The 22,787-nt window shown below is 70.1% G+C and carries 21 protein-coding genes; 11 read left to right on the forward strand and 10 right to left on the reverse strand.

All coding sequences use genetic code 11. The features are described from left to right. Genes K1T34_RS08220 through K1T34_RS08235 form a run of 4 tightly spaced genes read left to right on the forward strand, consistent with a single transcriptional unit; the run spans nt 1 to nt 4,338 of the window. A complete protein-coding gene (locus K1T34_RS08220) occupies nt 1–888 on the forward strand; it encodes an oxaloacetate decarboxylase (RefSeq protein ID WP_220243690.1) in 888 nt (295 codons plus the stop codon). Further along, nucleotides 885–2,297 (forward strand): dihydroorotase family protein, encoded by a 1,413-nt coding sequence (locus K1T34_RS08225; RefSeq protein ID WP_220243691.1) that lies wholly within the window; start codon nt 885–887, stop codon nt 2,295–2,297. Before K1T34_RS08220 ends, K1T34_RS08225 begins: the two co-directional genes overlap by 4 nt. Continuing rightward, complete coding sequence (locus K1T34_RS08230) at nt 2,294–2,983, forward strand: isochorismatase family protein (protein WP_220243692.1); 690 nt, start codon at nt 2,294–2,296, stop codon at nt 2,981–2,983. The genes K1T34_RS08225 and K1T34_RS08230 overlap by 4 nt, the downstream gene beginning before the upstream one ends. Further along, nucleotides 2,980–4,338 carry an FAD-dependent oxidoreductase gene (locus K1T34_RS08235; protein ID WP_220243693.1) on the forward strand — a complete coding sequence of 453 codons (1,359 nt, stop codon included), beginning with the start codon at nt 2,980–2,982 and terminating at the stop codon, nt 4,336–4,338. The genes K1T34_RS08230 and K1T34_RS08235 overlap by 4 nt, the downstream gene beginning before the upstream one ends. Nucleotides 4,339–4,486: 148 nt before the next feature. Here the strand turns inward: K1T34_RS08235 and K1T34_RS08240 are convergent, their stop codons facing one another. Further along, nucleotides 4,487–4,819, reverse strand: coding sequence for a hypothetical protein (locus tag K1T34_RS08240; RefSeq protein WP_220243694.1), 333 nt, complete (start codon nt 4,817–4,819; stop codon nt 4,487–4,489). Between the two features lie 562 nt (nt 4,820–5,381). On the opposite strand from K1T34_RS08240, the gene K1T34_RS08245 reads away from it, so the two are divergent. From K1T34_RS08245 to K1T34_RS08255, 3 genes are all read left to right on the forward strand, one after another. Beyond that, on the forward strand, nt 5,382–6,518 hold the full coding sequence (locus tag K1T34_RS08245; protein ID WP_220243695.1) for a metallophosphoesterase: 1,137 nt from the start codon (nt 5,382–5,384) through the stop codon (nt 6,516–6,518). A gap of 543 nt (nt 6,519–7,061) precedes the next feature. Continuing rightward, a complete protein-coding gene (locus K1T34_RS08250; RefSeq protein WP_220243696.1) occupies nt 7,062–7,862 on the forward strand; it encodes an alpha/beta fold hydrolase in 801 nt (266 codons plus the stop codon). Nucleotides 7,863–7,894: 32 nt separating this feature from the next. After that, nucleotides 7,895–8,548: an HAD family phosphatase gene (locus K1T34_RS08255; RefSeq protein ID WP_220243697.1), complete on the forward strand. Its 654-nt coding sequence runs from the start codon at nt 7,895–7,897 to the stop codon at nt 8,546–8,548. On the opposite strand, the gene K1T34_RS08260 is transcribed toward K1T34_RS08255, so the two are convergent. After that, a complete protein-coding gene (locus K1T34_RS08260; RefSeq protein WP_220243698.1) occupies nt 8,545–9,000 on the reverse strand; it encodes an NUDIX domain-containing protein in 456 nt (151 codons plus the stop codon). The two genes, K1T34_RS08255 and K1T34_RS08260, sit on opposite strands and share 4 nt — an antisense overlap. Nucleotides 9,001–9,111: 111 nt before the next feature. Here K1T34_RS08260 and K1T34_RS08265 point away from each other — a divergent pair, with 111 nt between their 5' ends. Beyond that, nucleotides 9,112–9,579, forward strand: coding sequence for a DoxX family protein (locus K1T34_RS08265; protein ID WP_220243699.1), 468 nt, complete (start codon nt 9,112–9,114; stop codon nt 9,577–9,579). Here K1T34_RS08265 and K1T34_RS08270 read toward each other — a convergent pair. From K1T34_RS08270 to K1T34_RS08300, 7 genes are all read right to left on the reverse strand, one after another. Then, nucleotides 9,573–10,169: an ATP/GTP-binding protein gene (locus tag K1T34_RS08270; protein WP_220243700.1), complete on the reverse strand. Its 597-nt coding sequence runs from the start codon at nt 10,167–10,169 to the stop codon at nt 9,573–9,575. The genes K1T34_RS08265 and K1T34_RS08270 overlap by 7 nt on opposite strands. Beyond that, complete coding sequence (locus K1T34_RS08275; protein ID WP_220243701.1) at nt 10,150–10,521, reverse strand: DUF742 domain-containing protein; 372 nt, start codon at nt 10,519–10,521, stop codon at nt 10,150–10,152. Before K1T34_RS08275 ends, K1T34_RS08270 begins: the two co-directional genes overlap by 20 nt. Next, nucleotides 10,518–10,934 (reverse strand): roadblock/LC7 domain-containing protein, encoded by a 417-nt coding sequence (locus K1T34_RS08280; protein WP_220243702.1) that lies wholly within the window; start codon nt 10,932–10,934, stop codon nt 10,518–10,520. The genes K1T34_RS08275 and K1T34_RS08280 overlap by 4 nt, the downstream gene beginning before the upstream one ends. After that, nucleotides 10,934–13,354 (reverse strand): nitrate- and nitrite sensing domain-containing protein, encoded by a 2,421-nt coding sequence (locus K1T34_RS08285; protein WP_255638394.1) that lies wholly within the window; start codon nt 13,352–13,354, stop codon nt 10,934–10,936. The genes K1T34_RS08280 and K1T34_RS08285 overlap by 1 nt, the downstream gene beginning before the upstream one ends. A gap of 461 nt (nt 13,355–13,815) precedes the next feature. After that, a complete protein-coding gene (locus K1T34_RS08290; RefSeq protein WP_220243703.1) occupies nt 13,816–14,139 on the reverse strand; it encodes a hypothetical protein in 324 nt (107 codons plus the stop codon). Between the two features lie 218 nt (nt 14,140–14,357). Continuing rightward, nucleotides 14,358–15,524, reverse strand: a complete 1,167-nt coding sequence (kynU, locus tag K1T34_RS08295) for a kynureninase (protein ID WP_220243704.1) — start codon at nt 15,522–15,524, stop codon at nt 14,358–14,360. Then, entirely contained in the window at nt 15,521–16,201 is a 681-nt protein-coding gene (locus K1T34_RS08300; RefSeq protein WP_255638395.1) for a transcriptional regulator, read from the reverse strand. Before K1T34_RS08300 ends, kynU begins: the two co-directional genes overlap by 4 nt. A gap of 200 nt (nt 16,202–16,401) precedes the next feature. Here K1T34_RS08300 and K1T34_RS08305 point away from each other — a divergent pair, with 200 nt between their 5' ends. Beyond that, on the forward strand, nt 16,402–18,249 hold the full coding sequence (locus K1T34_RS08305; protein WP_220243706.1) for a long-chain fatty acid--CoA ligase: 1,848 nt from the start codon (nt 16,402–16,404) through the stop codon (nt 18,247–18,249). A gap of 46 nt (nt 18,250–18,295) precedes the next feature. Here K1T34_RS08305 and K1T34_RS08310 read toward each other — a convergent pair whose 3' ends face one another. Beyond that, complete coding sequence (locus K1T34_RS08310; protein WP_220243707.1) at nt 18,296–19,189, reverse strand: SDR family NAD(P)-dependent oxidoreductase; 894 nt, start codon at nt 19,187–19,189, stop codon at nt 18,296–18,298. A gap of 390 nt (nt 19,190–19,579) precedes the next feature. Between K1T34_RS08310 and K1T34_RS08315 the strand changes: the two genes are divergently transcribed. Then, nucleotides 19,580–20,794 (forward strand): MFS transporter, encoded by a 1,215-nt coding sequence (locus tag K1T34_RS08315; protein ID WP_255638396.1) that lies wholly within the window; start codon nt 19,580–19,582, stop codon nt 20,792–20,794. A gap of 726 nt (nt 20,795–21,520) precedes the next feature. Beyond that, a complete protein-coding gene (locus tag K1T34_RS08320; protein WP_220243708.1) occupies nt 21,521–22,747 on the forward strand; it encodes a GGDEF domain-containing protein in 1,227 nt (408 codons plus the stop codon). Nucleotides 22,748–22,787 lie beyond the last annotated feature (40 nt).

Genomic DNA, 22,787 nt, shown 5'->3' on the forward strand with positions numbered 1-22,787 from the left:
GTGACAAGCTCTCTGGGTGCCCGGTTGCGCGAGCGGGTGGCGGCACGCGACCAGGCGCCGTTGCTCCTGGCGGGTGCGCCCAACGCGCTCACCGCCCGGGTCGCGGAAGAGACCGGGTTCGAAGCCGTCTACCTCTCCGGTGCCGGGATCACCAACACCTACCTCGGTGCCCCCGACGTCGGCCTGCTGTCCCTGCCCGAGCTGGCCGGCCACGTCGAGGCCACGCGTGACGCGGTGTCCCTGCCGCTCGTGGTCGACGCCGACACCGGCTTCGGCAACGCGCTCGGCGTGCAGCGCACCGTGCGCACGCTCGAACGCGCCGGCGCCACCGCGATCCAGCTCGAAGACCAGGTCTCCCCCAAGCGGTGCGGCCACTTCACCGGCAAAGAGGTGATCGAAGCGTCGGAGATGGTCGGGAAGATCCAGGCCGCCGTCGACGCTCGTGCCACCGAGGACTTCCTGATCGTGGCGCGCACCGACGCGCGCGCGGTGGTGGGACTCACCGCCGCGTGCGAGCGCGCGAACCTCTACCGCGAAGCCGGCGCCGACATCCTGTTCGTCGAAGCGCCCGGTTCGCCGGAGGAGCTGGCCGAGATCACCCGCACCGTGCCCGGCCCGCACATCGCCAACATGGTCGAGGGCGGGCTCACGCCCATCCTGCCGCTGGAAGAGCTGCGCACGCTGGGCTTCTCGGTCGCCCTCTACGCCAACACGGCCATGCGCGGCGCCGTCGCGGGGATGCGGATCGCGTTGCGCCACCTCAAGGAACACGGCGACACCACCGAGATCGGCGACAAGATCATCAGCTGGGCCGACCGGCAGAACCTGGTGCGCAAGCCGCTGTTCGACGCCCTCGACGAGAAGTACGCGGGAAGGACCACCGAATGAAGCCCTACGATCTGCGACTCCACGGCGGCCGGGTCGTGCTGCCCGGCACCGGCCTGAGCGAGGTCGACGTGTGCGTGCGCGACGGGAAGATCGCCGCGATCTGCTCGCCGTCCGACGAACTGCCCGCCACCGAGACCGTCGACGTCACCGGCCGCTGGGTCCTGCCCGGTGCCATCGACGCCCACGTGCACCTTGGCCAGGACCTCTCCGTGCCCAAGACCGTGGAGGACGCCGCACTCGAGACGGCTTCGGCCGCGGCGGGCGGCGTCACCACGATGCTGGCGTACCTGATGAGCCCGCGGCCCTACGACGAGCTGTTCCCGGCCGCGCGCGACCTGATGGCCGAGCACGCGCACACCGACTTCGGCTTCCACTTCTGCGTGGTGACGCCCGAGCACGTCGAGTCCATCGGGCACTACACGCGTGACCTCGGTGTGTCGAGCTTCAAGGTGTTCACCAACTTCCGTGGCAACGAGGGCGCGTACCTCAACCTGCCCGGCAACGACGACTCGTTCCTGTTCGACGCGCTGCAGGCCGCCGCCGACTCCGGCGCGATGATCGCGCAGCACGCCGAGAACATCGAGCTCGTGTGGCGGCTGCGCGAGCGGCTGAGCAAGGACCCCGACGCCGGCCTGGACGCGTGGCACGCCGTGCGTCCGCCGTATGTGGAGGCCGAGGCCGAGGGGCGGGTCGCGTACCTCGCGAGCGTGGTCGGCGCGTCCAGCTATGCGGTGCACGTGACGAGCCGGGAAGCGCTTTCGGCGTTGGAGCGCCAGCGGGCCGAGTACCCCGACGTGTTCGTGGAGACGTGCCCGCACTACCTCACGCTCGGCATCGACTCCGGGCTCGGCTCGCGCGGCAAGGTGAACCCGCCGCTGCGTACGCGTGACGACCGCGAAGCGTTGTGGGAAGCCGTGGCCGACGGCCGCGTCGACGTGATCGGCTCCGACCACGTGCCGCGGCATTTCAGCGCGAAGGACAAGGACCTGTGGAGCGCTTCGGCCGGTTTCCCCGGCACCGGAACGCTTTTGCCGCTGCTGCTGAGTGAAGGTCACTTCAACCGGGGCATTCCGGTGGAGCGGCTCGTCGACCTCACGGCCACGCGTCCGGCGCAGCTGTTCGGCCTGTGGCCGCGCAAGGGCGCGATCCGGATCGGCGCGGACGCCGATTTCGCTGTCATCGACCCGAACCGGCCGAGCACGGTCGCCGCGGCGACGCAGCATTCCGGTGCCGAGTACTCGGTGTGGGAGGGCTGGGAGTCGAAGGTGAGCGTGCAGCACACCATTCTCGGCGGCGAGTTCACCGTGCGCGACGGTGAGGTGCAGGGCCCGCGCGGGCGGTTCCTGTCCCGGCGCAACAGCGGGCGTGCCGCGCTGGCTGCCAGTGCGAAGCAGGAGGTTTCGGCGTGAGCGACCGTCCGTGGTCCGACGTGATCACCGCCGACGACGAAGCCCGCTACGAAGCCGCGGGGTTCGGCAAGCCCGCCGGCCTCGGCGAGCGGCCGGCGTTGCTGATCATCGATGTGCAGTACCGCACCGTCGGGAACTCGCCGAAGCCGTTCTTCGAGTCGGTGGCCGAGGACTACCGCACGAGCTGCGGCCAGGCCGGCTGGGACGCGGTGGCGAACATCAGCCGGCTGCTGACGACGTTCCGGGCTCGGGGCTGGCCGGTTCTCTACCCTTATGTGGCCCCGAAAGCCTCGTACGACTCGGGTCGGCTGGGGGCGAAGGTGCCGTCCATCATGGACGTTCCTTCGCAGGGATATGAGTTCGTGGCCGAGGTCGCGCCGGCCGAGGGTGACGTGCTGCTGCCGAAGCGGCACCCGAGCGCGTTCTTCGGGACGCCGCTGGTCAGCTACCTGATCGACCGGGCCGTGGACACACTCGTGGTCACCGGCTGCACCACCAGCGGCTGCGTGCGGTCCAGTGTGGTCGATGCGTTCGCGTACAACTTCCGCGTCGCCGTACCGCACGATGCCGTGTACGACCGCACGCCGACCGTGCACCAGGCCAACTTGTTCGACATGGCGCAGAAGTACGCGGACGTCGCCAGCACGGACCGGATCCTCGCGGCCCTTTCGGAGGTCTCGGCGTGACCGACGTCGACGTGATCGTGGTCGGGGCCGGCGGTGGCGGGCTCACCGCCGCCCTGGCGGCCCACGACGCCGGCGCCAGCGTGGTCGTGTTGGAGAAGGCGGAGCACGCGGGCGGGAACACCGCGTTGTCCACGGGCTCCGTGCCGGGCGCGGGAACGCGCTTCCAGGCCGCGGCGGGCATCGACGACTCCGCCGCCCGCCTCGCGACGGACCTGCTGGCCCAGTCGGGCAGCCACGACGCCGACGACCTCGCCCGCCTGCTCGCCGCCGGTTCGGCCGGGCTGGTGGAGTGGCTGATCGACACGCACGGCGTCGACCTGCGCCTGATCACCGACTACAAGCACGTCGGCCACTCCGTGCCCCGGCTGCACGCGCCGCCTTCGCGCAAGGGCCGCGACCTCGTCGCCGACCTGCTCGGCGCGGTGCGGGCGACGGACACCGAGGTGCTCGTGCACACGCCGGTGGCCGCGTTGCTCCACGACGAGGGCCGGGTCACGGGCGTGCGGGTCTCCGGGCCGCGCAGTGGCACCTACGAGATCACCTCCCACGCCGTCGTGTTGGCCGGCAACGGCTTCGCGGCCAACCGCGCCCTCCTGCGCGAGTGGGCCCCGGCGATCGCCGGCTTCGAGTACTTCGGCGCGCACGGCAGCACGGGCGAGTCGCTGCAGTGGGCCCTCGACCTGGGCGCCCGGCTGGGCAACCCGACGGCGTACCAAGGATACGCGGCCGTCGCGTATCCCCACGGCTCCATCACCTCGTGGACGACGGTGGAGATGGGCGGCGTGCTCGTGAATGGCGCCGGCCGGCGCTTCGGCGACGAATCCCGCGGCTACTCCGGCTACGCCGACGCCGTGCTCGGCACTCCCGGCCCGTGGCACGTCGTGTTCGACACGAAGATCCGCGACTACGTGGCGAGCCACGAGGAGGAGTTCGCGGACCTCGTCGCCATGGGCGGCGCGCGGGAGTGCGCGTCGGTGGAGGAACTGGCCACCTTCTGCGGCGTCTCCCCTTCGGCCCTCTCCACCACCCTGGCCTCCGCCGCGACGGTGGCCTCCGGCGACGACAAGGACGAGTGGGGCCGCACGGACTGGGGCTTCGGCCCGCTGCACGCGCCCTACGTGGCCGTCCGGTCGGTGCCCGGTCTCTTCCACACCCAGGGCGGGCTGCTCGTCGACGGGCACGCCCGGCCGACCACCGACACCGGCCCCATCCCGGGCCTCTACGCCGTCGGCGGCGTCGCCACCGGCATCAGCGGCCACACCGGCGGCGCCGGCTACAGCTCCGGCAACGGCCTCCTGGCCGCCCTCGGCCTCGGCCACCTCGCCGGCACCCACGCCGGCTCCCTCCTGCGATGAGGAGTTCGCCTGCCTTCCCTCCCCACCGCTCGGCCTGACCCTGCTGACACAGCCGCGGAGCGAGCGATGGCCCGGGACCTGCTCGGTACTCCCGTGTGGACAGTGCGGCCGGGCCCAAGTGTCCACAAGAGAGTGTCCGCGCCAGGACCTAAGTGACCCAGCGCCATTCGTGGCGGCCGGGGGTGAGTATTTCTGTGGCGAGGTGAGCTTGGGTGGCCGAGACGAAACCGGCGAGATAGGCGAGGCCGGCGGCGGTGATGATGTCGATGGTGCCGTTGCGGAGGGCGGTGAGAGTGGTCGGCAGATGTGACGCGAGGGCGGCGTGAAGAGCCGTGACGGCTTCGGTTTCGGTATGGGACAGGGCCAGACGGCGGGAGATCTCGGTGGCTGTGTGAGCAGTGGAGGACTTCATGCCAAAAACTGTATCGAACACCTGATCGACAACGCAGTCGCTGAATCGGGTGGTCTCGGCGCGGGTCACTGAATCAGCAGCGACGGCGATCGCGCAGTCGACTCTCACGACTGCCCTGACTCGGCCCACCGACACGGTTCGAGTAGCGGGGTCCTCTGACACGGCCCGCTCGCCCGCTCGCCCAACCCGGCTCGCTCGACCAACCCGGCTCTGGTTGCCAGCTCGGTCAAGCCGAATCGTTCGGCTCGCGGCCCTCCGGCTCGGTTCCGCCAACGGACTCAGCTCGACTCGCCTCGGCTACCGCACTCGGCAGGCCCGGCTCGATTCGGCCCGCCCGGCCGGGCTCCGTTCGACTTCCGGATCCACTGAGCCAAGCCTGCCCCAGGTCGAGCCGAGGCCGGCCGGCCTCGGCTCGACTGCCTCGGCTCAGTTCGACTCCGGCTCGGCCACAGGACTCGACCGACCTGGTTCGGTTCGACTCAACCAGCTCGACTCGGCCAGCTCGACCCGGTTCCGCTCGACTCGACCAGCTCAGCTCGGCGACTCGAAGCAGCCCTAACAGCCCATTGGGCCGTTAGCTTCAAGAGTCCGGCTACTCTGGGTAGACCATGTCGAAGGGATGGCGACCGTGATGCGTCGGGTTCGTCGGGCGGCCGCCCTGGTTGTTGCGTTGCTGTTGTTGTTCGGGGAGCCCTGGTCGGTGTTCGTGTTGTTGCCGGGGTGGCCGGTGGCGGGGACCGTCGCGGGGACGGTGGTGTTCGCGGGCGCGATGGTGGCGTTCCCGGTGCTGATGTTCCAGGGCCACGGGCCGAGGCAGAGCGATGCGGCGGCGCGGGCCGGGGACGTCATGCTGGGCACCGCCTGGGTGCTGTTCACCTGGAGCGTCCTCGGGCACGTGTTGCGGCTGGCGCTGCTGGTCGCGGGTGTCGACGACCCCGCGCGGCCGCGGATCGTGGCGGCGGCGAGCCTGGTGGTGTCGGTGGTGTTGCTCGTGGTCGGCAACCGGATCGCGATGCGGGTGCCGCCGGTGAAGGAAGTGGACGTGGTGATCCCGCGGCTGGGCGCGGGCGTCGACGGGCTGCGCGTCGCGGTCATCACCGACACGCACTACGGCCCCCTCGACCGCACCAAGTGGTCGGAGAAGCTGGTCGCCGAGGTGAACCGGCTGCAGGCAGACGTCGTCTGCCACGCGGGCGACCTCGCCGACGGGTCGGTCGCCAAGCGCCGCAAGCAGGTCGACCCGCTGGGCGGCGTGCAGGCCGGCCTCGGCCGTTTCTACATCACCGGCAACCACGAGTACTTCGGCGAAGCCCAGGCCTGGCTCGACCACATGGCGAGCCTCGGCTGGGACACCCTCCACAACCGCAGCACCCTCGTCGAACGCGGCGGCGACCGCATCCTCTTCGCCGGCATCGACGACCCCACCGGCGCGGCCTCCGGGCTGCCCGGCCACGGCCCCGACCTGCCCGCCGCCCTCGCCGGCGCGGATCCGGACGTCCCCGTCGTCCTCCTCGCCCACCAGCCCAAGCAGGTCAAACAGGCCCGCGAAGCCGGCGTCGACCTGCAGATCTCCGGTCACACCCACGGCGGCCAGATCTGGCCGTTCCACCTGCTCGTCCGCCTCGACCAGCCCACCCTCTCCGGCCTCACGCCCCACGGCCCCCGCACCCAGCTCTACAACAGCCGCGGCTCCGGCTTCTGGGGCCCTCCGTTCCGCGTGTTCGCCCCCAACGAGATCAGCCTCCTCACCCTCCGCCGCGCCGCCTGACCTGGGCACCACCGGCCCTCGACCGCCCGGCCTGACGCGAGCAACGACAGGCCGGGCGAGCGCTTCGAAGCGACCCGGCCAGGCCCGCCGTCGACGACCTCAACCCGGCCACCACGCCTGACCTGAGCACGGCCGACCGACTGGCCTGACGCGAGCAACAGCAGGCCGGGCAAGTGCTTCCACGGGACCCAGCGATCCGCCGCGCCGCCCGACCGGCCCCGCTCGCCCAAAAACTGGCCTGACCCCAACCCGGCGAGCACGCCTGACCTGAGCACCGCCGACCCTCGACCTCCCGGCCCGACTCGATCACCGACAGGCCCGGCGAGAGCTTCGGCGCGTCGCACGCGACCTCGTCAGGCTCAACCCCGGCGCACCTTCGCCTGAAATCACCAACGCCAACCCCCACGGCACCTCCTCAACTCGCTCCACCGACTAATTTTTTTGTCTTGACAACAACAACGATCGGTGACAGCCTTCTCCCCAAGCGACCAACCGAGGAGTCCCCACCAAGCGCACCATCAACCACTGAAGGAGGCAAAACCCATGCCCACCACCGCTTCCGCCGACGGCACCACCCTCGGCTACACCCGCGTCGGCACCGGGCCGTCGCTCGTGCTCGTCGACGGGGCGATGTGTTACCGCGGCTCGACGCCCAACGACGCCATCGCGAAGGAACTCGCCGGCCGCTTCACCGTCTTCACCTTCGACCGCCGCGGCCGGGGCGAAAGCGGGAACACGCTGCCCTACGACGTGGAGCGCGAGGTGGAAGACGTCGCCGCCGTCGTCAAGGAGGCGGGTGGCGAAGCCGGCCTCTTCGGGATCTCCTCGGGAGCCGTGCTCGCGCTCGAAGCAGCACAGCGCGGGGTGCCGACGAACAAACTCGCCGTGTACGAGCCGCCGTTCGTCGTCGACGGGTCGCGCAAGCCCCTCGAACGCGACTACACCGAGAAGCTCGAGCAGGCCGTCAAGGACGACAACCGAGCGGAAGCCGTCCGCCTCTTCATGCGCGTCGGTGTCGAACTGCCCGCGCCCATGGTCGCGATGATGCGCCTCATGCCCGCGTGGCCGAAGCTCAAGCGCGTGGCCCACACGCTCCCCTACGACAACGCGGTGATGGACGGCAACCAAGCCGGCCGGCCGCTCCCCGAAGGACGCTGGTCAGGCATCGCCGCGCCCACACTGGTCATCGACGGTGGCAAGAGTCCCCAGTGGATGCGCGCCGGCGTCTCGCAACTCGCCCGTACCCTGCCGGGCGCCACCTACCGCACTCTCCCGGGCCAGACCCACCTCGTGAAGGCCAAGGCGCTCGCCCCCGTGCTTGCGGAGTTCTTCACACCTCGCTGACACCGCGAACGGCCGTACGGCAAGCTGACCGGGTGGCCACGCGAGCGCTGATCTTCGACTTCGACGGAACGCTGGCCGACACGGAAGCCGCGGTGCTGCAGTCGTGGCAGGAGATGTTCCGCGACCACGGCACGGAGCTCCCGCTGGAGGTCTGGCACACCGTGATCGGCACGCAGAACACGGCCGCCACGATGTTCGAGCTGCTGGCCGAGCGCGTCGCGAACATCGACCCCGAGCAGCTGCGCCCGGGGATGCGCGCCCGCGTCCACCAGCTGCTGGAAGCCGAAGGCCCGCGCGAGGGCGTGCTCGGCTACCTCGACGAAGCCGCGAGCCGGAACCTCAAGCTCGGCGTCGCGTCCAGCTCCTCGGGCACCTGGGTCCACGGCCAGCTCGCCCGCCTCGGCCTCGCCGAACGGTTCGGATCCGTCGAGACCGGCGACCGCCACGCCGCCAAACCGCGCCCCGACACCTATCTCGCCGCGCTGGCCACGCTCGACGTCGTGGCCGACCAGGCCATCGCCTTCGAGGACTCGCCCCACGGCGTCAGCGCCGCCAAGGCCGCGGGCATTCCGACGGTCGCCGTGCCGAACGCCATCACCACCGTGCTCGACTTCGGTCACGCCGACCTGGTGCTGCCGTCGTTCACGGCCAAACCGCTGGCCGAGGTCCTCGACCTCCTGGGCTAGACCAATTCGGACAGCCGGTCGAGGAACGCCCGCTGCCCCTTCACGAGCTTCACCCGCGCGTCGTCCAGCCCGAACCACTCGACGCGGTCCACCTCCGGGAACTCCTGCTTGCGCCCCGAGCGCGGCGGCCACTCCAGCTCGAACGTCCCCGGCACGACCGCCGCCGGGGCCAGGTCCGCCTCCACGGCCCACGCCGTGACGACCTTCCCCGACTGCCGCACGTCACCCAGCGCGAGCCACTCTCCGTCGGGCGCGGGCAGGCCGAGCTCCTCCGCGAACTCGCGCCGGGCGGCGGCCACCGGCTCCTCGCCGTCCTCGAGCTCGCCCTTGGGCAGCGACCATGCGGCCTCGTCCTTCTTTGCCCAGAACGGCCCGCCCATGTGCGCGAGCAGCACCTCGACCTCGTCGCGCCGGCGGAAGAGCAGCAGCCCAGCGCTGTGTTTGGCAGCCATCGCGACAGTCTGCCGGAACCCCTCCGAAAAAGTTTCCGCACCCGTGTCGATCCGCGTCGAGCCGGTTCGACGCATCGGCAAAAGGGAAAAACACTCGGAGGGAACCGGAAAATGACCACCATCACCCGCACCCAGGCCACCCCGTCCACCGCGTCGGCCACGAAGCCGCAGCTCGTCGAGCGCGTCCGCCCGATCGTGCTGGCCCTGTTCCGAGTCGTCACGTCCGCCCTGTTCCTGATCCACGGCCTGGCCGGCTTCGGCTTCTTCGGCGGCATCGACGGGCAGGGCGGGGCCGTGCCGTTCGGCAGCTTCCCCGGCTTCTGGGCCAGCGCGATCGAGGTCGTCGGCGCCGTGCTGATCCTGCTGGGTGTGGCGACGCGACCGGCCGCGATCGTGCTGTCCGGTGTGATGGCCTACGCCTACTTCACCGTCCACGCGCCGTTGGGCCTGCTGCCGATGCAGAACATGGGCGAGCCGGCCGCGCTGTACTCGTGGATCTTCCTGACGATCGCCTTCACCGGTCCGGGCGCGTTCGCCCTGGGCAGCCTGCGAAACCGGGCCGAGAAAGCGCGTCAGTAGCCCGCGGCCGCCAGGTCGCTGTACTTCACCACGTGCTCCATGAGGATCGTCAGCACCTGCTTGGTGGACTCCCGCTCACGGGCGTCGCACAGCAACAGGGGAACGTCCGGGTCGAGGTCCAACGCGGCCCGGACCTCTTCCGTGCCGTAGCGGTACGCGCCGTCGAAGCAGTTCACACCCACGATGAACGGCAGGCCGCGCCGCTCGAAGAAGTCCACCGCGGCGAAGCACGATTCCAGCCGCCGCGTGTCGGCCAGCACCACGGCACCCAGCGCGCCCTCGGCCAGCTCGTCCCACATGAACCAGAACCGATCCTGCCCGGGCGTGCCGAACAGGTACAGGATCAGCTCGGGGTTGATGGTGATGCGGCCGAAGTCCAGCGCGACGGTGGTGGTGGTCTTCTGCTCCACGCCCGAGAGGTCGTCGACGCCCTCGGAAGCGGTGGTGATCACCTCTTCCGTGCGCAGCGGGGGGACCTCGCTGACCGACCCGACCATCGTGGTCTTGCCGACCCCGAACCCGCCGGCGATCAGCACTTTGACCGCGGTCGCGGTCAGCGCGCGCCGGGGTTCAGAGTTTCCGGATGCCATCGAGAACCGCCTGGAGTACGTGTTTGTTCGGGGCTTCGGTCGGTGGTGCAGCGGTGCGGAACAGCACCAGGTTCTGCTCGATCAGATCACTCAGCAGAACCTTGACCACAGGCAGGGGCAGGTCCACGCGCGCGGCCACCTCGGCGACCGACGTCGGTTTCTGGCACAGGCTCAGGATCTGCGCGTACTCCGGCTCGATCGCGGCCACCTCGCGCGCGGTGCGCATGGCGACCACGAGCGTGATCAGGTCCAGCCCGAGCGTGTCCGAGCGGGTGCGCCCGCCCGTGACGGCGTAGGAGCGGACCAGCGGCCCGGCCTCGTCGTCGAACCAGGACTCGTGCCGGCCGCTCATGGCGAGGTCCGCTGGACCACTCCGGCCCGCGGTGCCGCCGTGAGCACCGCGCCGACCCGCTTGACCATCAGGTTCATCTCGTACGCCACGAGCCCCATGTCCGCGTCGGCGCTCGCCAGCAGCGCGAGGCACGCGCCGCGGCCGGCGGCCGTCACGAAGAGGAACGCGTGATCCATCTCCACCATCGTCTGCCGCACGTTGCCGCCGCCGAAGTGACGTCCGGTGCCCCTCGCGAGGCTCTGGAACGCCGAAGCGACCGCCGACAGGTGCTCACCGTCCTCTTCGGACAGGTTGCTCGACCGGCCGATCAGCAGCCCGTCGGAAGAAAGCACCACTGCCCGCTCGGCACCGGCGACCCGCTTGACGAGGTCGTCGAGCAACCAGTCGAGCTCGTTGACGCCGTTGTTGGCCATCAGTCGCGATCTCCGTACCTGTTGTCGTCGTAGTCGACTTCCGTCTCCCGGGCGCGCCGGGTGCCCTGCTGGAACGCCGTGAGGCGGTTGCGGGCGAGTTCCGGCGTGTCCTCCCGGGCATCCTGGAGCTCGTGCGCCGGACGGTCCTCGCGCAGCTGGGGCACGAGGTTCTGCTGACGCCGGCGCTGAGGCAGCGCCGGGCGTCCGGGTGCTTCCGGCCGGTGCGGCTGCTGGGGGCGGCCGTTCTCCGGTGCCGGCCGCGGCTCGTGCGCGGGCCACGCCGGCTGGGGCGGGCGAGGCGGCCGGGCGGCACGCGGCGGAGCGGGCTGCTCGACCGGCGGCGCGGGCGGCTCGTACGCGGGCTGTTCCACCGCCGCGACCGGAGCCGGCTCGGGACGCAACCGGGCCGCCCGCCGGCCGACGCGGCTCATGCGCACCGGGTCCTGCACCGGCCGCTCGGGCACCGGCGCCGGGGCCTGCTCCTCGGCGACGTCCGGCGCCGCCTCGGCCAGCGGGGCCAGCAGATCCCTGCGCACCAGCACGATCGCGCGTGTGCCGCCGTAGGCCGACTCCCGCAGGTGCACGGAGATGCCGTGGCGCGACGCGAGCCGCGCGACCACGAACAGGCCCAGCCGGGGCTCGTCCGACAGCGCCATGATCCCGAAGTCCGGCGGGTCGGCGAGCATCGCGTTGAACTCGTCCGACTGCTCCTTCTCCAGCCCGAGGCCCTGGTCCTCGACCTCGATCACCACACCCTTGCCGACGATGTTGCCGCGCAGCTCGACGCGCGCCTCGGGCGGCGAGAACGACGTCGCGTTGTCGATCAGCTCCGCCAGCAGGTGCACGAGGTCGCCGACCACCGGCCCGCGCACGGCGATCGACGGCAGCGCGGCCGTCTTCACGCGCGAGAAATCTTCGGTCTCGGCCGCCGCGCCCCGCACCAGCTCCGCCAGGCCGACGGGGTTGCGCCACTGCCGGCCGGGCTGGCCACCGCCGAGGATGATCAGGTTCTCGGCGTTGCGACGGGCGCGCGTGGACAGGTGGTCGAGCTGGAAGAGCGTGTCCAGCTGGTCCGGGTCCTCCTGCTTGCGCTCGGCCGCGTCGAGCACCTTCAGCTGCCGGTGCACGATGACCTGGCTGCGGTGGGCGATGTTGAGGAACACCGTCTTGGTGCCCTCCCTCGTCTTCGCCTCTTCGACCGCGGCGGCGATGGCCGCCTGCTGTGCCTTGTTGAACGCCTCGGCGACCTCGCCGATCTCGTCGTCACCGTGGTCGAGGAAGTGCCCGCCCTCCTCGAGGTCCACGGGTTCGCCCGCCCGCACGCGCTCCACCAGCTCCGGCAGCCGGACCTCGGCCGCGTCGAGCGTGTCCTCCCGCAGCCGCGCGAGGCGCGCGATGAACCGGCGCGACAGGCGCAGTGCGATGAGCACCACGATGATCGCGATGAGCACCGCGGCGGCGCCGGCGATGATCGAGTTGGTGAGCGTGGTGTCGGCGTCGGCGATCGCCGCGTTGGTGGCGGCCGCGCTCTGCGTCACGAACATCGTCATCAACGTGGTGGCGACCTGGTGCGCGGCGTCGCGCCACTGCTGCTGCGGCACGGGCAGCTGCTTTTCGCCCGCCAGGAACGCGTTTTCGACCTGCGTGACGGTGCGCCAGTCCGGTCCGGCCACGAGCTTGTCGTAGCTCGCGCGCACCTGCGGCAGCATCTGCGGCACGGACTGTTCCAGCTGCGCGTGATACGCGCCGATCTGCCCGATGTACGCGCGCTGCTCGTCGCCGTTCAGGCCGCCCGAGGCGAGCCCGGCCGCCGACAGGGCGTCGCTGCGCTGCATCTCCTCGGCGGCGTTGAAGATCGGGATCGCCGACAGGCGCGCGAACGCGTTCTCCGCACCGCGCGCGGCCTGCGCGAGCCCGGCGACGCCCTGCGTGAACTGGTCGATGATCTGGTTGTAGAAGGTGAACGTCTGCAGCAGCGGCAGCTGCCCCGCGTCCACCTGCTGACGCACCTGCGGCACCTTCGAGTACAGCCCGGCGAACGTGGCGATGTTCTGCTTCACGCTCGCGGGCACGGTGTCGTCGTCGGCGAAGTTGCCTTCGAGGATCGAGCTGATCTGCGCGGCCGCCGCATCGGTCTTCGGCCGCGCGGCCTGCAGCGCCTGACGCGCGCCGCTCTGCCCGGCGAGCAGGCTCATCGACAGCTGCCGCTCCTGCTCGGCGGCGACGATGAACGGGATGCCCGGGCCTTCCGAACTGCGGATCTTCCGCGCGTAGTCGCGCGCCTGCAGCGCGTCGGTGATCAGGTAGCCGGCTAGCGCGACGCCGACGATCAGGAGAGCGAGACTCGGAATCAACGCGATCGCGAGCACGCGTGATCGAATCGACGAGCCGCGGTTGCGACGAACAGAATTCTGCTTCACCGTGGTCCGTTTTCCTTCCGGCAGTACAAGGTATTCGGGTCTCCCAGGGTTTTCTCACCCGGTTCCGACCAGCCGGATCAACTCACCGTGGTCCATCGCCCGCGACGACGTTAGGCAGGCCGGGCAGACACGTCAAGTCCGGATGCGAATCCAGGTCACGTTCCCGTGATCCACTCACAACTTCCCGCGGTACTTTGGAAAATCCGCCACGCTAAGGGTGAGCTTGGTCGCACGAGTAATGGGCCGGACGGCGGTGCCGCCGCGACCTGCAACGCGCTATCGGCGAGGTGATCGACGCGTGAGGAACACGAAATCATTCGGTGAGGTCCATCACGGAAGGCACGGACAGTCCGTGACGGTCACCTTACGCGCGGCCCTGAACTCCACGCGAGGACGAAAAGGCGTGAAATGGACTACACCGGCCGCGGAATCGCTGTTCGCACCGGCGCGATTACCACTTTTCAGCGCCGAACGCCGTTCGGATGCGAGTCGCCGTCGCGGTGCAGGATCAAGCGCGGCACGTCGGGCCAGTCGGGGTCGTCTTCGTGGTCGGCCCGGCGAGCGGAGCCGCCGGGCCGGCCCCGGCGGAGGAGGTCGTGCAGCATCTCCCGGCACGCCCAGCCGAGCACGGCCACGGAGCAGACCAGCACCAGCACGAGCACCGACTCCACCGGGAAGCGCACGAACAGGTCGCCGAATTCGGCGAGCAGAATTCCGATGATTACCCCGACCAGGAGTGTGCCGACATACGAAATCGGCACCTCGCGAACCCGTGCACCGGCCATCGCCGCCCCCTTCGCCCGGCAACCGCGCCGACGTTTCCCCGTGCCGCACGAGCACGGGATCGCGCCGGTCCGCGGTGCGCCCACCAGCGGAAAAGCAGGGTCCGATCATAGCGGGCAACCACGCGGAACTGTCCCGGTCGCTCACCCGAAGGGGCTATGCGTGGATCCATTCAGCCACGAAAACCGCGATTTTCCGTGAATTCAGTTCGCCTTTTCGTTCAGCTCAGCTCATGCAACGCCGTGACTGCGCGCAGCACTTCCTCGTACCTCGCGTAGAGCGGCGCGAGCCCGAACCTCAGCACGTCGGGCGGACGGAAATCGCCGAGCACGCCGCGTTCGTGCAACGCCGCCATGGTCCGTGGCGCGTCCGGCACCCGCACCGAAATCTGGTGGCCGCGCGCGTGGTCGCGCGGCGTCGGCACGTCGGCGCCGGGCAGCAGTACGTCGAGGCAGCGCAGGAAGAAATCGCCCAGTGCCAAGCCTTTCGCCCGCAACACGGCAAGATCGACGTCGTCCCACACGTCCAGCGCGGCGTCGAGCGCGAGCAGCGACAGGATGTCCGGAGTGCCTGCCCGCGCCCGCGAAATCCCCGCGCCCGCGCGGTAGCCGGCCTCCATCGCGAACGGGTCGGCGTGCCCGGCCCAGCCCGCGAGCGGTTGGTCGAACGACTCCTGGAGCCGGCTCGCGACGTAGACGAACGCGGGCGCGCCCGGCCCGCCGTTGAGGAACTTGTAGGTGCAGCCCACCGCGTAGTCGACCTCGTGCTCGTCGAGCCGCACCTCGATCGCGCCGACGCTGTGGCAGAGGTCCCAGACGACGGCGGCGCCGGCCGCGTGCGCGGCGGCGGTGATCGCGCCCATGTCGTGCAGCCGGCCCGACACGTAGTCGACGTGGTTCACGAGCACCGCCGCCGTCGCCTCACCGCACGCGGCGGGCAGCTCGGCGACCGGCACGCGCCGCACGGCGTGTCCGGTGAGGCCCCCGACCTGCTCGGTGACGTAACCGTCGGTCGGGAACGTCGCGGCGTCGAGCAGGATCTCGCTGCGGCCCGGGTTCGCGCGCACGGCGGCGACGAGCACCTTGAACAGGTCGACACTCGTCGAGTCGGCGACCACGACCTGCCCGGGCGCCGCGCCGACGAGCGGCGCGATGCGCATCCCGACCCGCTCCGGCGCGTCCCACCAGCCGTCGGTCCACGACCGGATCAGCCGGCCGCCCCATTGCTCGCGGACCACGTCGGCGAGCCGCTGCGCGACGTGCCTCGGCGGTGCGCCGAGAGAGTTGCCGTCGAAGTACGCGACGGCCGGGTCCAGGTCGAACTCCGCGCGCTTGGCGGCCAGCGGGTCGGCGGCGTCGAGCTCGGCCGCTTCTTCGGCGAGGGTCATGCCGGGAACTCGTCGGCGAGGGTGTCCCAGAACATCAGCTCGTAGCTCTGGAACAGCCGGGCGTACGTCCGCGCGCGATCCGCGTCGAGCCGCCCGGCGTCGAGCCCGGCCTGGATCGCGGCGAGCGCCTGCTCTTCGATTTCCGGGACGTCGGCGGCGAAGAAGTCGAAGAACGCGCACGCGTCGTCGGAGAAGCCGCCGTCCTCAAAACAGTAGTGCTCACGCATCCCCGCGGCGATGGCGGCGCAGTACCGGCCCCACGCGGTGAAGTTCGCGAAGATCGCGACGGCGACTTCAGCCGCTTCGCCATTCAGCGCCAGCCAAGCGAAGTACGCCGGATATGCCTGACAACCCGCACGCGGCAACTCGGTCCCCGGATCATCTCCGGCCGCCGCCGCCAACGCGTCGAGCTTGCCCAGCGCGAGCTGCTCCCCCGGCGCGAGGCCACCGAAGAACTCGCGCGCCCGCGGTTCGTCGGCGCGGGCGGCCAGCGCGTGGAAGCTGCGCCAGTCGCTGCGCACGATCCATCGCTCCTCGGCGGCGATCGCGGCGAACACCTCGCGCGGTGCACGGCCGGACACGACGAGCGGCACGAGCCGGTTGTCGTCGTCGCGCGGCGCGAGCTCGCGCTGGATCGCACTCAGCAGTTCACGAGCGGACTGATCACGAGCGGGCACAGGCTCTCCTTCGGCGGGGGCTTCCATTCAAGCAGGATCCGCCGAAGTGGATCTTTTGCTCGAGGCGTGAGGAATAGACCGTTTTGCGTAGTTCACGGTCAGGTCCACGCAGGCACGCGGAGTGGCCGCGATTCTCTATCCACACCGGCCGGGAGCCCCTACAGTGGTCGGTCATCCGCACCACTGGAGGAGGGCCAGCGTTGACCACCCCGCAGTCCGCAGCCGCACAGGCCGAGGGTCAGACGATCCCCCGCCTGCTGCACCACAACGCCACCGAGTACGGCGATCACCCCGCCGTCACCTCGCTCGACCTCGAGGGTCACCCGACGCTGAGCTGGAGCGAGTTCTGCACCGCGATCGCCGAGTTCTCGCGCGGCCTGGCCGGGCTCGACCTCGGCAAGCGCGACCGCATGCTGATCATGGCTGCGAGCAGTCCCGACCACCTGGTCGCCGACCTCGCCGCCGTGCACCTGGCCGCGATCCCGTGCACCGCATACGCGACGCTGAGCCCGGACCAGATCCGTTACGTCGCCCTCCACAGCGCCGCGCCCGTGGTCGTCCTCGGCGGCGCGGGTGAGCTGGAGCGCTGGCTGCCGGTGCTCGACGATCTCCCCGCACTGCGCCACGTCGTCGTGATGGACGCGGCCGCCATCCCGGCCGGCGACGAAAGGTTCGTTTCGTTCGCGGAAGTGCGCGCGGCCGGACGCGCGGCGCTCGCCGAAGACCCCGCCGCGTTCGAAGCCGCGTGGCAGGCGATCCAGCCGGACGACCCGCTCGCGATGATCTACACCTCCGGCACCACCGGCGACCCCAAGGGTGTCGTGCTGTCGCACCGCAACGCCGTCCACGAAGGACTCGCGGTGCAGAACCTGCACGACGCGCCCATGCACGCCAAGAACATCGCCTACCTGCCGCTGGCGCACATCGCCGAGCGCGAGCTGTCGATCTACCTGCCGCTGCTGTGGGCGGGCCACGTGCACACCGTCGCCGACGCCGCCGGTGTCGTCGCCGCGCTCGGGCAGGTGCACCCGGAGAGCTTCTTCGGCGTGCCGCGCGTGTGGGAAAAGATGGTGGCGGGCATGAAGAACATGCTCGGCGGCGTACCCGAGGACCGGCGCGAGGCGCTGCTCTCGGCCAACGCCCTGCTGCAGGAGGGCTACAAGCTGCGCTCCGACGGCAAGGAGGTGCCGGCCGAGCTCGCCGAGCGCATCGCGAAGACCGACGAGGCCGTGCTCGCCCCCGTGCGCGCGCTGCTCGGTCTGGACAAGGTGCTCGTCGCCTCCAGTGGCGCGGCGGCCCTGTCGGTGGAGGTCCTGTACTTCATCGCCGGCCTCGGCGTGGAGATCCAGGAGGTCTGGGGCCTGTCCGAGACGACCGGCGCGGCCACGTCGAACAGCGCCGGCGGCTTCCGCGCGGGCACCGTCGGCAAGCCGCTCGAGGGCGTCGAGGTGAAGGTGGCCGAAGACGGCGAGCTGCTCGTGCGCGGCCCCATCGTGTTTCTCGGCTACCTGCAGGAAGACGGCTCCATCGCCGACGCCACCGACGCCGACGGCTGGTACGCCACCGGCGACATCGGCACCATCGACGAAGACGGTTTCGTACGGATCACCGACCGCAAGAAGGAACTGATCATCACCTCGAGCGGCAAGAACATCGCCCCCACCCGCATCGAGGGCCTGCTCAAGGAACACCCGCTCATCGGCCAGGCCGTCGCCATCGGCGACGACCGCCCGTACGTCACCGCCCTGATCGTCCTCGACGACGAGATCGCCCCCGGCTGGGCCACGGCCCACGGCATCGAGGCGTCGGGCATCGACGAGCTGGCTGCCCACGACCAGGTGCTCGCCGAGATCGAACGCGCGGTGGAATCCGCCAACAGCCGCCTGGCGCGCATCGAGCAGATCAAGCGCTACCACCTGATCACGCAGGCGTGGACGCCCGAAACCGGCGAGCTCACGCCCACGCTGAAGCTCAAGCGCCGCGTCATCAACGAGCGCTACGACGCCGCGATCAAGGACCTCTACGCCGCCACCACCCCGGCGTCCTGATCCCCGGCCCCGGGCGGTTCGGATGAGCACCGCCCGGGGTGGGTCGTCAGGCGATCCGGCTGCTGTCCGTCCACTTTCTCAACCGCGGTGGCACCCGCTTCTCGAGCCCGTAGTTCTCCAGGTGCGCCGAAAACACCTCGTCAAAGGCGTTCTGCACTGTCTCCGTGTCCCACACCTGCCGCTCGAGGATCGGCTGCTTCAGGAACGGCTGCCCCATCACATGCAGCTGTGGCCCGTTGCACCGGATCATCTGCCCGGTGATCCCCGCCGACCCATCCCCGAGCAGGAACAACACCACCGGCGCGATCCGGGACGGCGTCCGCTCCGGCGGACAAGCCCGCAACGCCCGCTCCGACTTCCACACCATCCGCGTGTGCGCCACCGGGCAGACCGCGTTGGCCCGGATCCCGTGCTCCTCCAGGTCCAGGGCCCACGAATACGTCAACGAAGCGACCGCGCCCTTCGAAGCCGCGTACACGCCGAGCTTGCGCTGCCCCAGCGAAGCGCCCGACGAAATATTCACGATGGACCCGTGAATCCCCCCGGCGACCATCGCCTTGATCGCCGCCAGCCCCGTGTACATCACGCCCAGGACGTTGACCTCGACCAGCTCCCTGGCCTGGTCGACGTTGTCGTCCCACGGCAGGGACTCGTAGTTGAGCCCGGCATTGTTGACCAGGCCGTCGATCCGCCCGAACTCGCCCACGCACAGGTCCACGATCGCCTGGGCCTGCGCCGGGTCGGCCACGCTGTGTCCACTCGCGACGGCCCGGCCGCCGTGCTGCCGGATCGTCTCGGCCGTGCGCTCGGCGAGCCCGGCGTCGACGTCGTTGACCACCACGGCCCCGCCCGCGCGGGCCACGTGCACGGCGAACGCCTCGCCGAGTCCCCGGCCTGCGCCTGTGACGACCACGGCCTTGTCCTGCATGAGCCTGTCCATGACTATCTCCCCACTGCCAGGCACCGGCGGGGCGAGGGGTCGCTCCGCCGGGCTCATTTCCAGTGTTGGGCCATTCGGCACGGGATACAGGGCGACGGCGACGAACGGTGTCCGTCATGCGACGAGCGAGTTACGCACGATCAGTCCTCCGGTACCTCCGGACTGGTCAGCACCGACCGGGAATGGGTTCCGCCCGGCCTGGTCCGGGCCCCCTTGAACAGCCCAACCCGGGAGAACGCTGGTTCTACTGTTCGCCCGCGCGTAATCAGCGGCATACTGATTGTTGTCCCACTGCCGGGAACTGTGACTCCCTCGGGGTCGCCGTCACAGTCCAGGCAGAATGCCCACCGGACACGTTCACCCGATCGGGGAGGGGGAAGTGGTCACCCTGTGACGACCCACGCCACGCCACGGCTGACGGCGCCACTGCGGAACGTCGAGTACCGCGTTCTGTGGGCGGCCGAGGCCATTTCGAGCGCGGGCGACCAGCTGGCGAAGGTGGCGCTCGCCATCCTCGTCTACAACCGCACCGGCTCGGCCCTCTGGGCCGCCGTCGTCTACGCCCTCACGTTCCTCCCCGCGCTGGCGGGCGGGCTCGGGCTGTCCTTCCTCGCCGACCGCTACCGGCGCCGCGCGGTGCTGAGCGTGAGCGCCGCGGTGCAGGCGGTGCTCGTGGGGCTGATGAGCCTGCCGGGCATGCCACTGGCCGTGCTGTGCAGCCTGCTCGTGGCCGTGCAGCTGGCCGCGTCACCCGCCAACGCCGCGCAGAACGCCATCACGCGCGAAGTGTTCACCGACGATGAAATCTACCTGCGCAGCCAGGACCTGCGCGGGATCACCACCAACACGGTGATGCTGGTGGGGCTCGCGGGCGGCGGCCTCCTGGTGACGTTCGTGGGCACGTCGTGGGCGCTGGCGATCGACGCCGTGAGCTTCGCCGTTGCCTCGCTCATCGTGCGCGTGTGGGTGCACGATCGCCCGGCCGCGGGCGGCGAGCAGACGACGTGGTTCGGGGCCACGCGGTTCGTGTTCGGACAGCGCAGGCTGCGGGTGCTGATCGCGCTGTCGTGGCTGGTCGGGCTCGCGGTGGTCCCCGAAGGGCTCGCGGCTCCGCTGGCGGAGCAGCTCGGCGCGTCGTCCACGGCCGTCGGCTGGCTGCTGGCTGCCGACCCACTGGGGTTCGTGGCCGGTGCCTACTTGCTCTCGAAGTTCGCGTCCGCCCAGGTCAGGCTGCGTCTGCTGGGCATCCTCGCGACGACGTCGCTGGCCCTGCTCGCGCTGTTCCTGCTCCAGCCGAACCTGGCGCTGGCTCTCGTGCTCCTCGCACTGGCGGGTGCGATGGGCGCGTACATCATCACGGTCACCGCGACGTTCGCCACCTGGGTGCCGAACGAGCTGCGCGGCGGCGCCGGCGGGCTCTACCGCACCGGGCTGCGGGTCGCGCAGGGAGTCGGGGTCGCGCTGGGTGGGGTGGTTGCCCAGGTGACCGGGTCCGCGGTCACCGCCATCGCGCTCGCCGGTCTGCTCGGCGTGGCGCTGGCCATCCCCACCGCCTTCTCATGGACCCGGGTGCGGCACGCGGTCGCAGCCGATACCGGGCTCTGAGTCGTGGCCGGCTCGTTCACCGGCCGGGGCGATCCGGTTCTGACCTCCGGATCGAAGTCTCGGGGAGCGTCTTGTTCTCAGGCTTCGCGGTCACGCATCGCGACTCTCCTTTGCTCACGCTGTCACGAACTCTTGGTTGCCGGTCACCGGAATCACGCCTCGCGGTCACGCACGGTCGGACACCTCCTCGAACTGAGTGCACTGACAATTTCCGGGCAAACAGACAAGAACGATTCAGGCTTCGCGGTCACGCATCGGGAAAACACCTCCTGGAGGGCACGGCTCAGCGACTGGTGTTGCAATTCGCATTCAGGGTTCACCAGCCATCGGGGGAAGGCACCTCCGGGTAAGAGGCACACGGTTGGACGGAACACGAATTCAGCCCTCGCGGAGGGCCCACCGCCGGGAAGTCGGTGAGTGCGATGATACCGGTAAGCGATAACAGCACCACAGTGGATACCACCAGACCCGCACCACCCGAGAGACCGGAGGAGGCCGAGCCCGATGCCCGAGAACGGACACGCGCACGGTGAACCGACGGACTCCAATCGCGGGGTACCCACACCCTCCCATGATCACGCACCGAAGTCCCAAGATTCTTCCGGGGATGCACACAGTGCTACACAAAAAGCAACCGCGCGATCGCAGGGTGTCGGCAAACGGCTCGGTGAGTTGATTTCCGGCAATCCCGTGCGGTCGTGGGATCTGTGGACCAAGCCGCGGCCGATGATCGTTTTCCTGCTTTCCTGGGAAGCGCTTGCCGTCGGCCTGCTGACGTACGGGATCGTCACCGGCGGGCCCACCACGGCTCTGGACTGGGCCCGGTTCGGCATCCTCGCCGTGTGCGCCACGGTGCACATCCAGCTCACGCGCCGGCAGGAGGAGCGGCGGCGCAACCGCGTGACGGCCGTCCACATCGACCTGTCGGGGATCTGGGTGTTCCCCGGCGCACTGCTGCTGCCGATCCACTTGACACTGCTGCTGATCGTCATCGTCCGCGGGCAGCGGTGGTTCAACTCGCGGCGGCCTCCGCACAAGTTCGTGTTCACCTCGTTCACGCACGCCGTGTCGGCCTTGGCGGCGCACCAGCTCTACCAGACTTTCGCCTCGGCGGAGCTCGAGAACCTCTCCCCGGGCAATTCACTGAGGCTCTTCGGCATCCTCATGCTGGTCGGCTTCTGTTACGCGGCGCTGCAGGCGATCGTCATCGGCAGCTTGCTCGCACTGGGCGGAACTTCCGCCCCGACGCTGAGCAACGTGCTGGGCACCAAGGATGACAACCTGCTGGAGCTCTCGACAATCGGTCTCGGCACGATCGCCACGATCCTCCTGGTGAACTTCCCACCGGCGATCGTGATCCTGGTGCTCATCACCGTGCTGGGCAACCGGCTCGCCGAGATCAACCAGCTGCAGTCCGAGGCGCGCACGGACCCGAAGACCGGCATCTTCAACGTGCGCGGGTGGTCCGAATCAGCCGACCGCGCCTTGACGCGAGCCGCACGCAGCAACGAAATGCTGGCGCTGCTGATGATCGATCTGGACCATTTCAAGTGGATCAACGACACCTACGGCCACCCCGCGGGCGACGACGTCCTGCGCACCGTGGCCCAGACCTTGGACGACATCACGCGTCCCAGGGACATCATCGGCCGCTTCGGCGGCGAGGAATTCCTGATCCTGCTGCCGGACGTGGACCAAACGGCCGCCAAGGTCGCGGCCGAACGGATCCGTCTCGCGATCGCCGAACAGCAGATCGTGACCACCGACAAACGCGGCGGGCGCGCCCGCATCACCGGTCGGACCACCTCGATCGGAGTGGCACTGCTCGGGCCGAACGGATCGACGGTGGAACAGTTGCTGCACGCGGCCGACGCCGCCGTGTATACCGCGAAGGAAGGCGGCCGGAATCAAGTCCGGTTCGCCGACGCGGATCCGCCGCCGCGCGTGGCCTGAGCGAAATCGCCGCCCGCCACCAATTGCGATTAATCGCGTT

Origin of the sequence: Amycolatopsis sp. DSM 110486 (assembly GCF_019468465.1) — a bacterium.
GTDB lineage: Bacteria > Actinomycetota > Actinomycetes > Mycobacteriales > Pseudonocardiaceae > Amycolatopsis.

What these genes read in the sequence shown, in the direction of transcription:
- K1T34_RS08320 (WP_220243708.1), top strand. Translation starts at nt 21,521, where the DNA reads ATGATCGTTTTCCTGCTTTCCTGGGAAGCGCTTGCCGTCGGCCTGCTG.
- K1T34_RS08260 (WP_220243698.1), bottom strand. Translation starts at nt 9,000, where the DNA reads ATGGCTGCCAAACACAGCGCTGGGCTGCTGCTCTTCCGCCGGCGCGAC.
- K1T34_RS08310 (WP_220243707.1), bottom strand. Translation starts at nt 19,189, where the DNA reads ATGGACAGGCTCATGCAGGACAAGGCCGTGGTCGTCACAGGCGCAGGC.
- K1T34_RS08250 (WP_220243696.1), top strand. Translation starts at nt 7,062, where the DNA reads ATGCCCACCACCGCTTCCGCCGACGGCACCACCCTCGGCTACACCCGC.
- K1T34_RS08265 (WP_220243699.1), top strand. Translation starts at nt 9,112, where the DNA reads ATGACCACCATCACCCGCACCCAGGCCACCCCGTCCACCGCGTCGGCC.
- K1T34_RS08280 (WP_220243702.1), bottom strand. Translation starts at nt 10,934, where the DNA reads ATGGCCAACAACGGCGTCAACGAGCTCGACTGGTTGCTCGACGACCTC.
- K1T34_RS08275 (WP_220243701.1), bottom strand. Translation starts at nt 10,521, where the DNA reads ATGAGCGGCCGGCACGAGTCCTGGTTCGACGACGAGGCCGGGCCGCTG.
- kynU (WP_220243704.1), bottom strand. Translation starts at nt 15,524, where the DNA reads ATGACCCTCGCCGAAGAAGCGGCCGAGCTCGACGCCGCCGACCCGCTG.
- K1T34_RS08245 (WP_220243695.1), top strand. Translation starts at nt 5,382, where the DNA reads ATGCGTCGGGTTCGTCGGGCGGCCGCCCTGGTTGTTGCGTTGCTGTTG.
- K1T34_RS08225 (WP_220243691.1), top strand. Translation starts at nt 885, where the DNA reads ATGAAGCCCTACGATCTGCGACTCCACGGCGGCCGGGTCGTGCTGCCC.
- K1T34_RS08270 (WP_220243700.1), bottom strand. Translation starts at nt 10,169, where the DNA reads ATGGCATCCGGAAACTCTGAACCCCGGCGCGCGCTGACCGCGACCGCG.
- K1T34_RS08290 (WP_220243703.1), bottom strand. Translation starts at nt 14,139, where the DNA reads ATGGCCGGTGCACGGGTTCGCGAGGTGCCGATTTCGTATGTCGGCACA.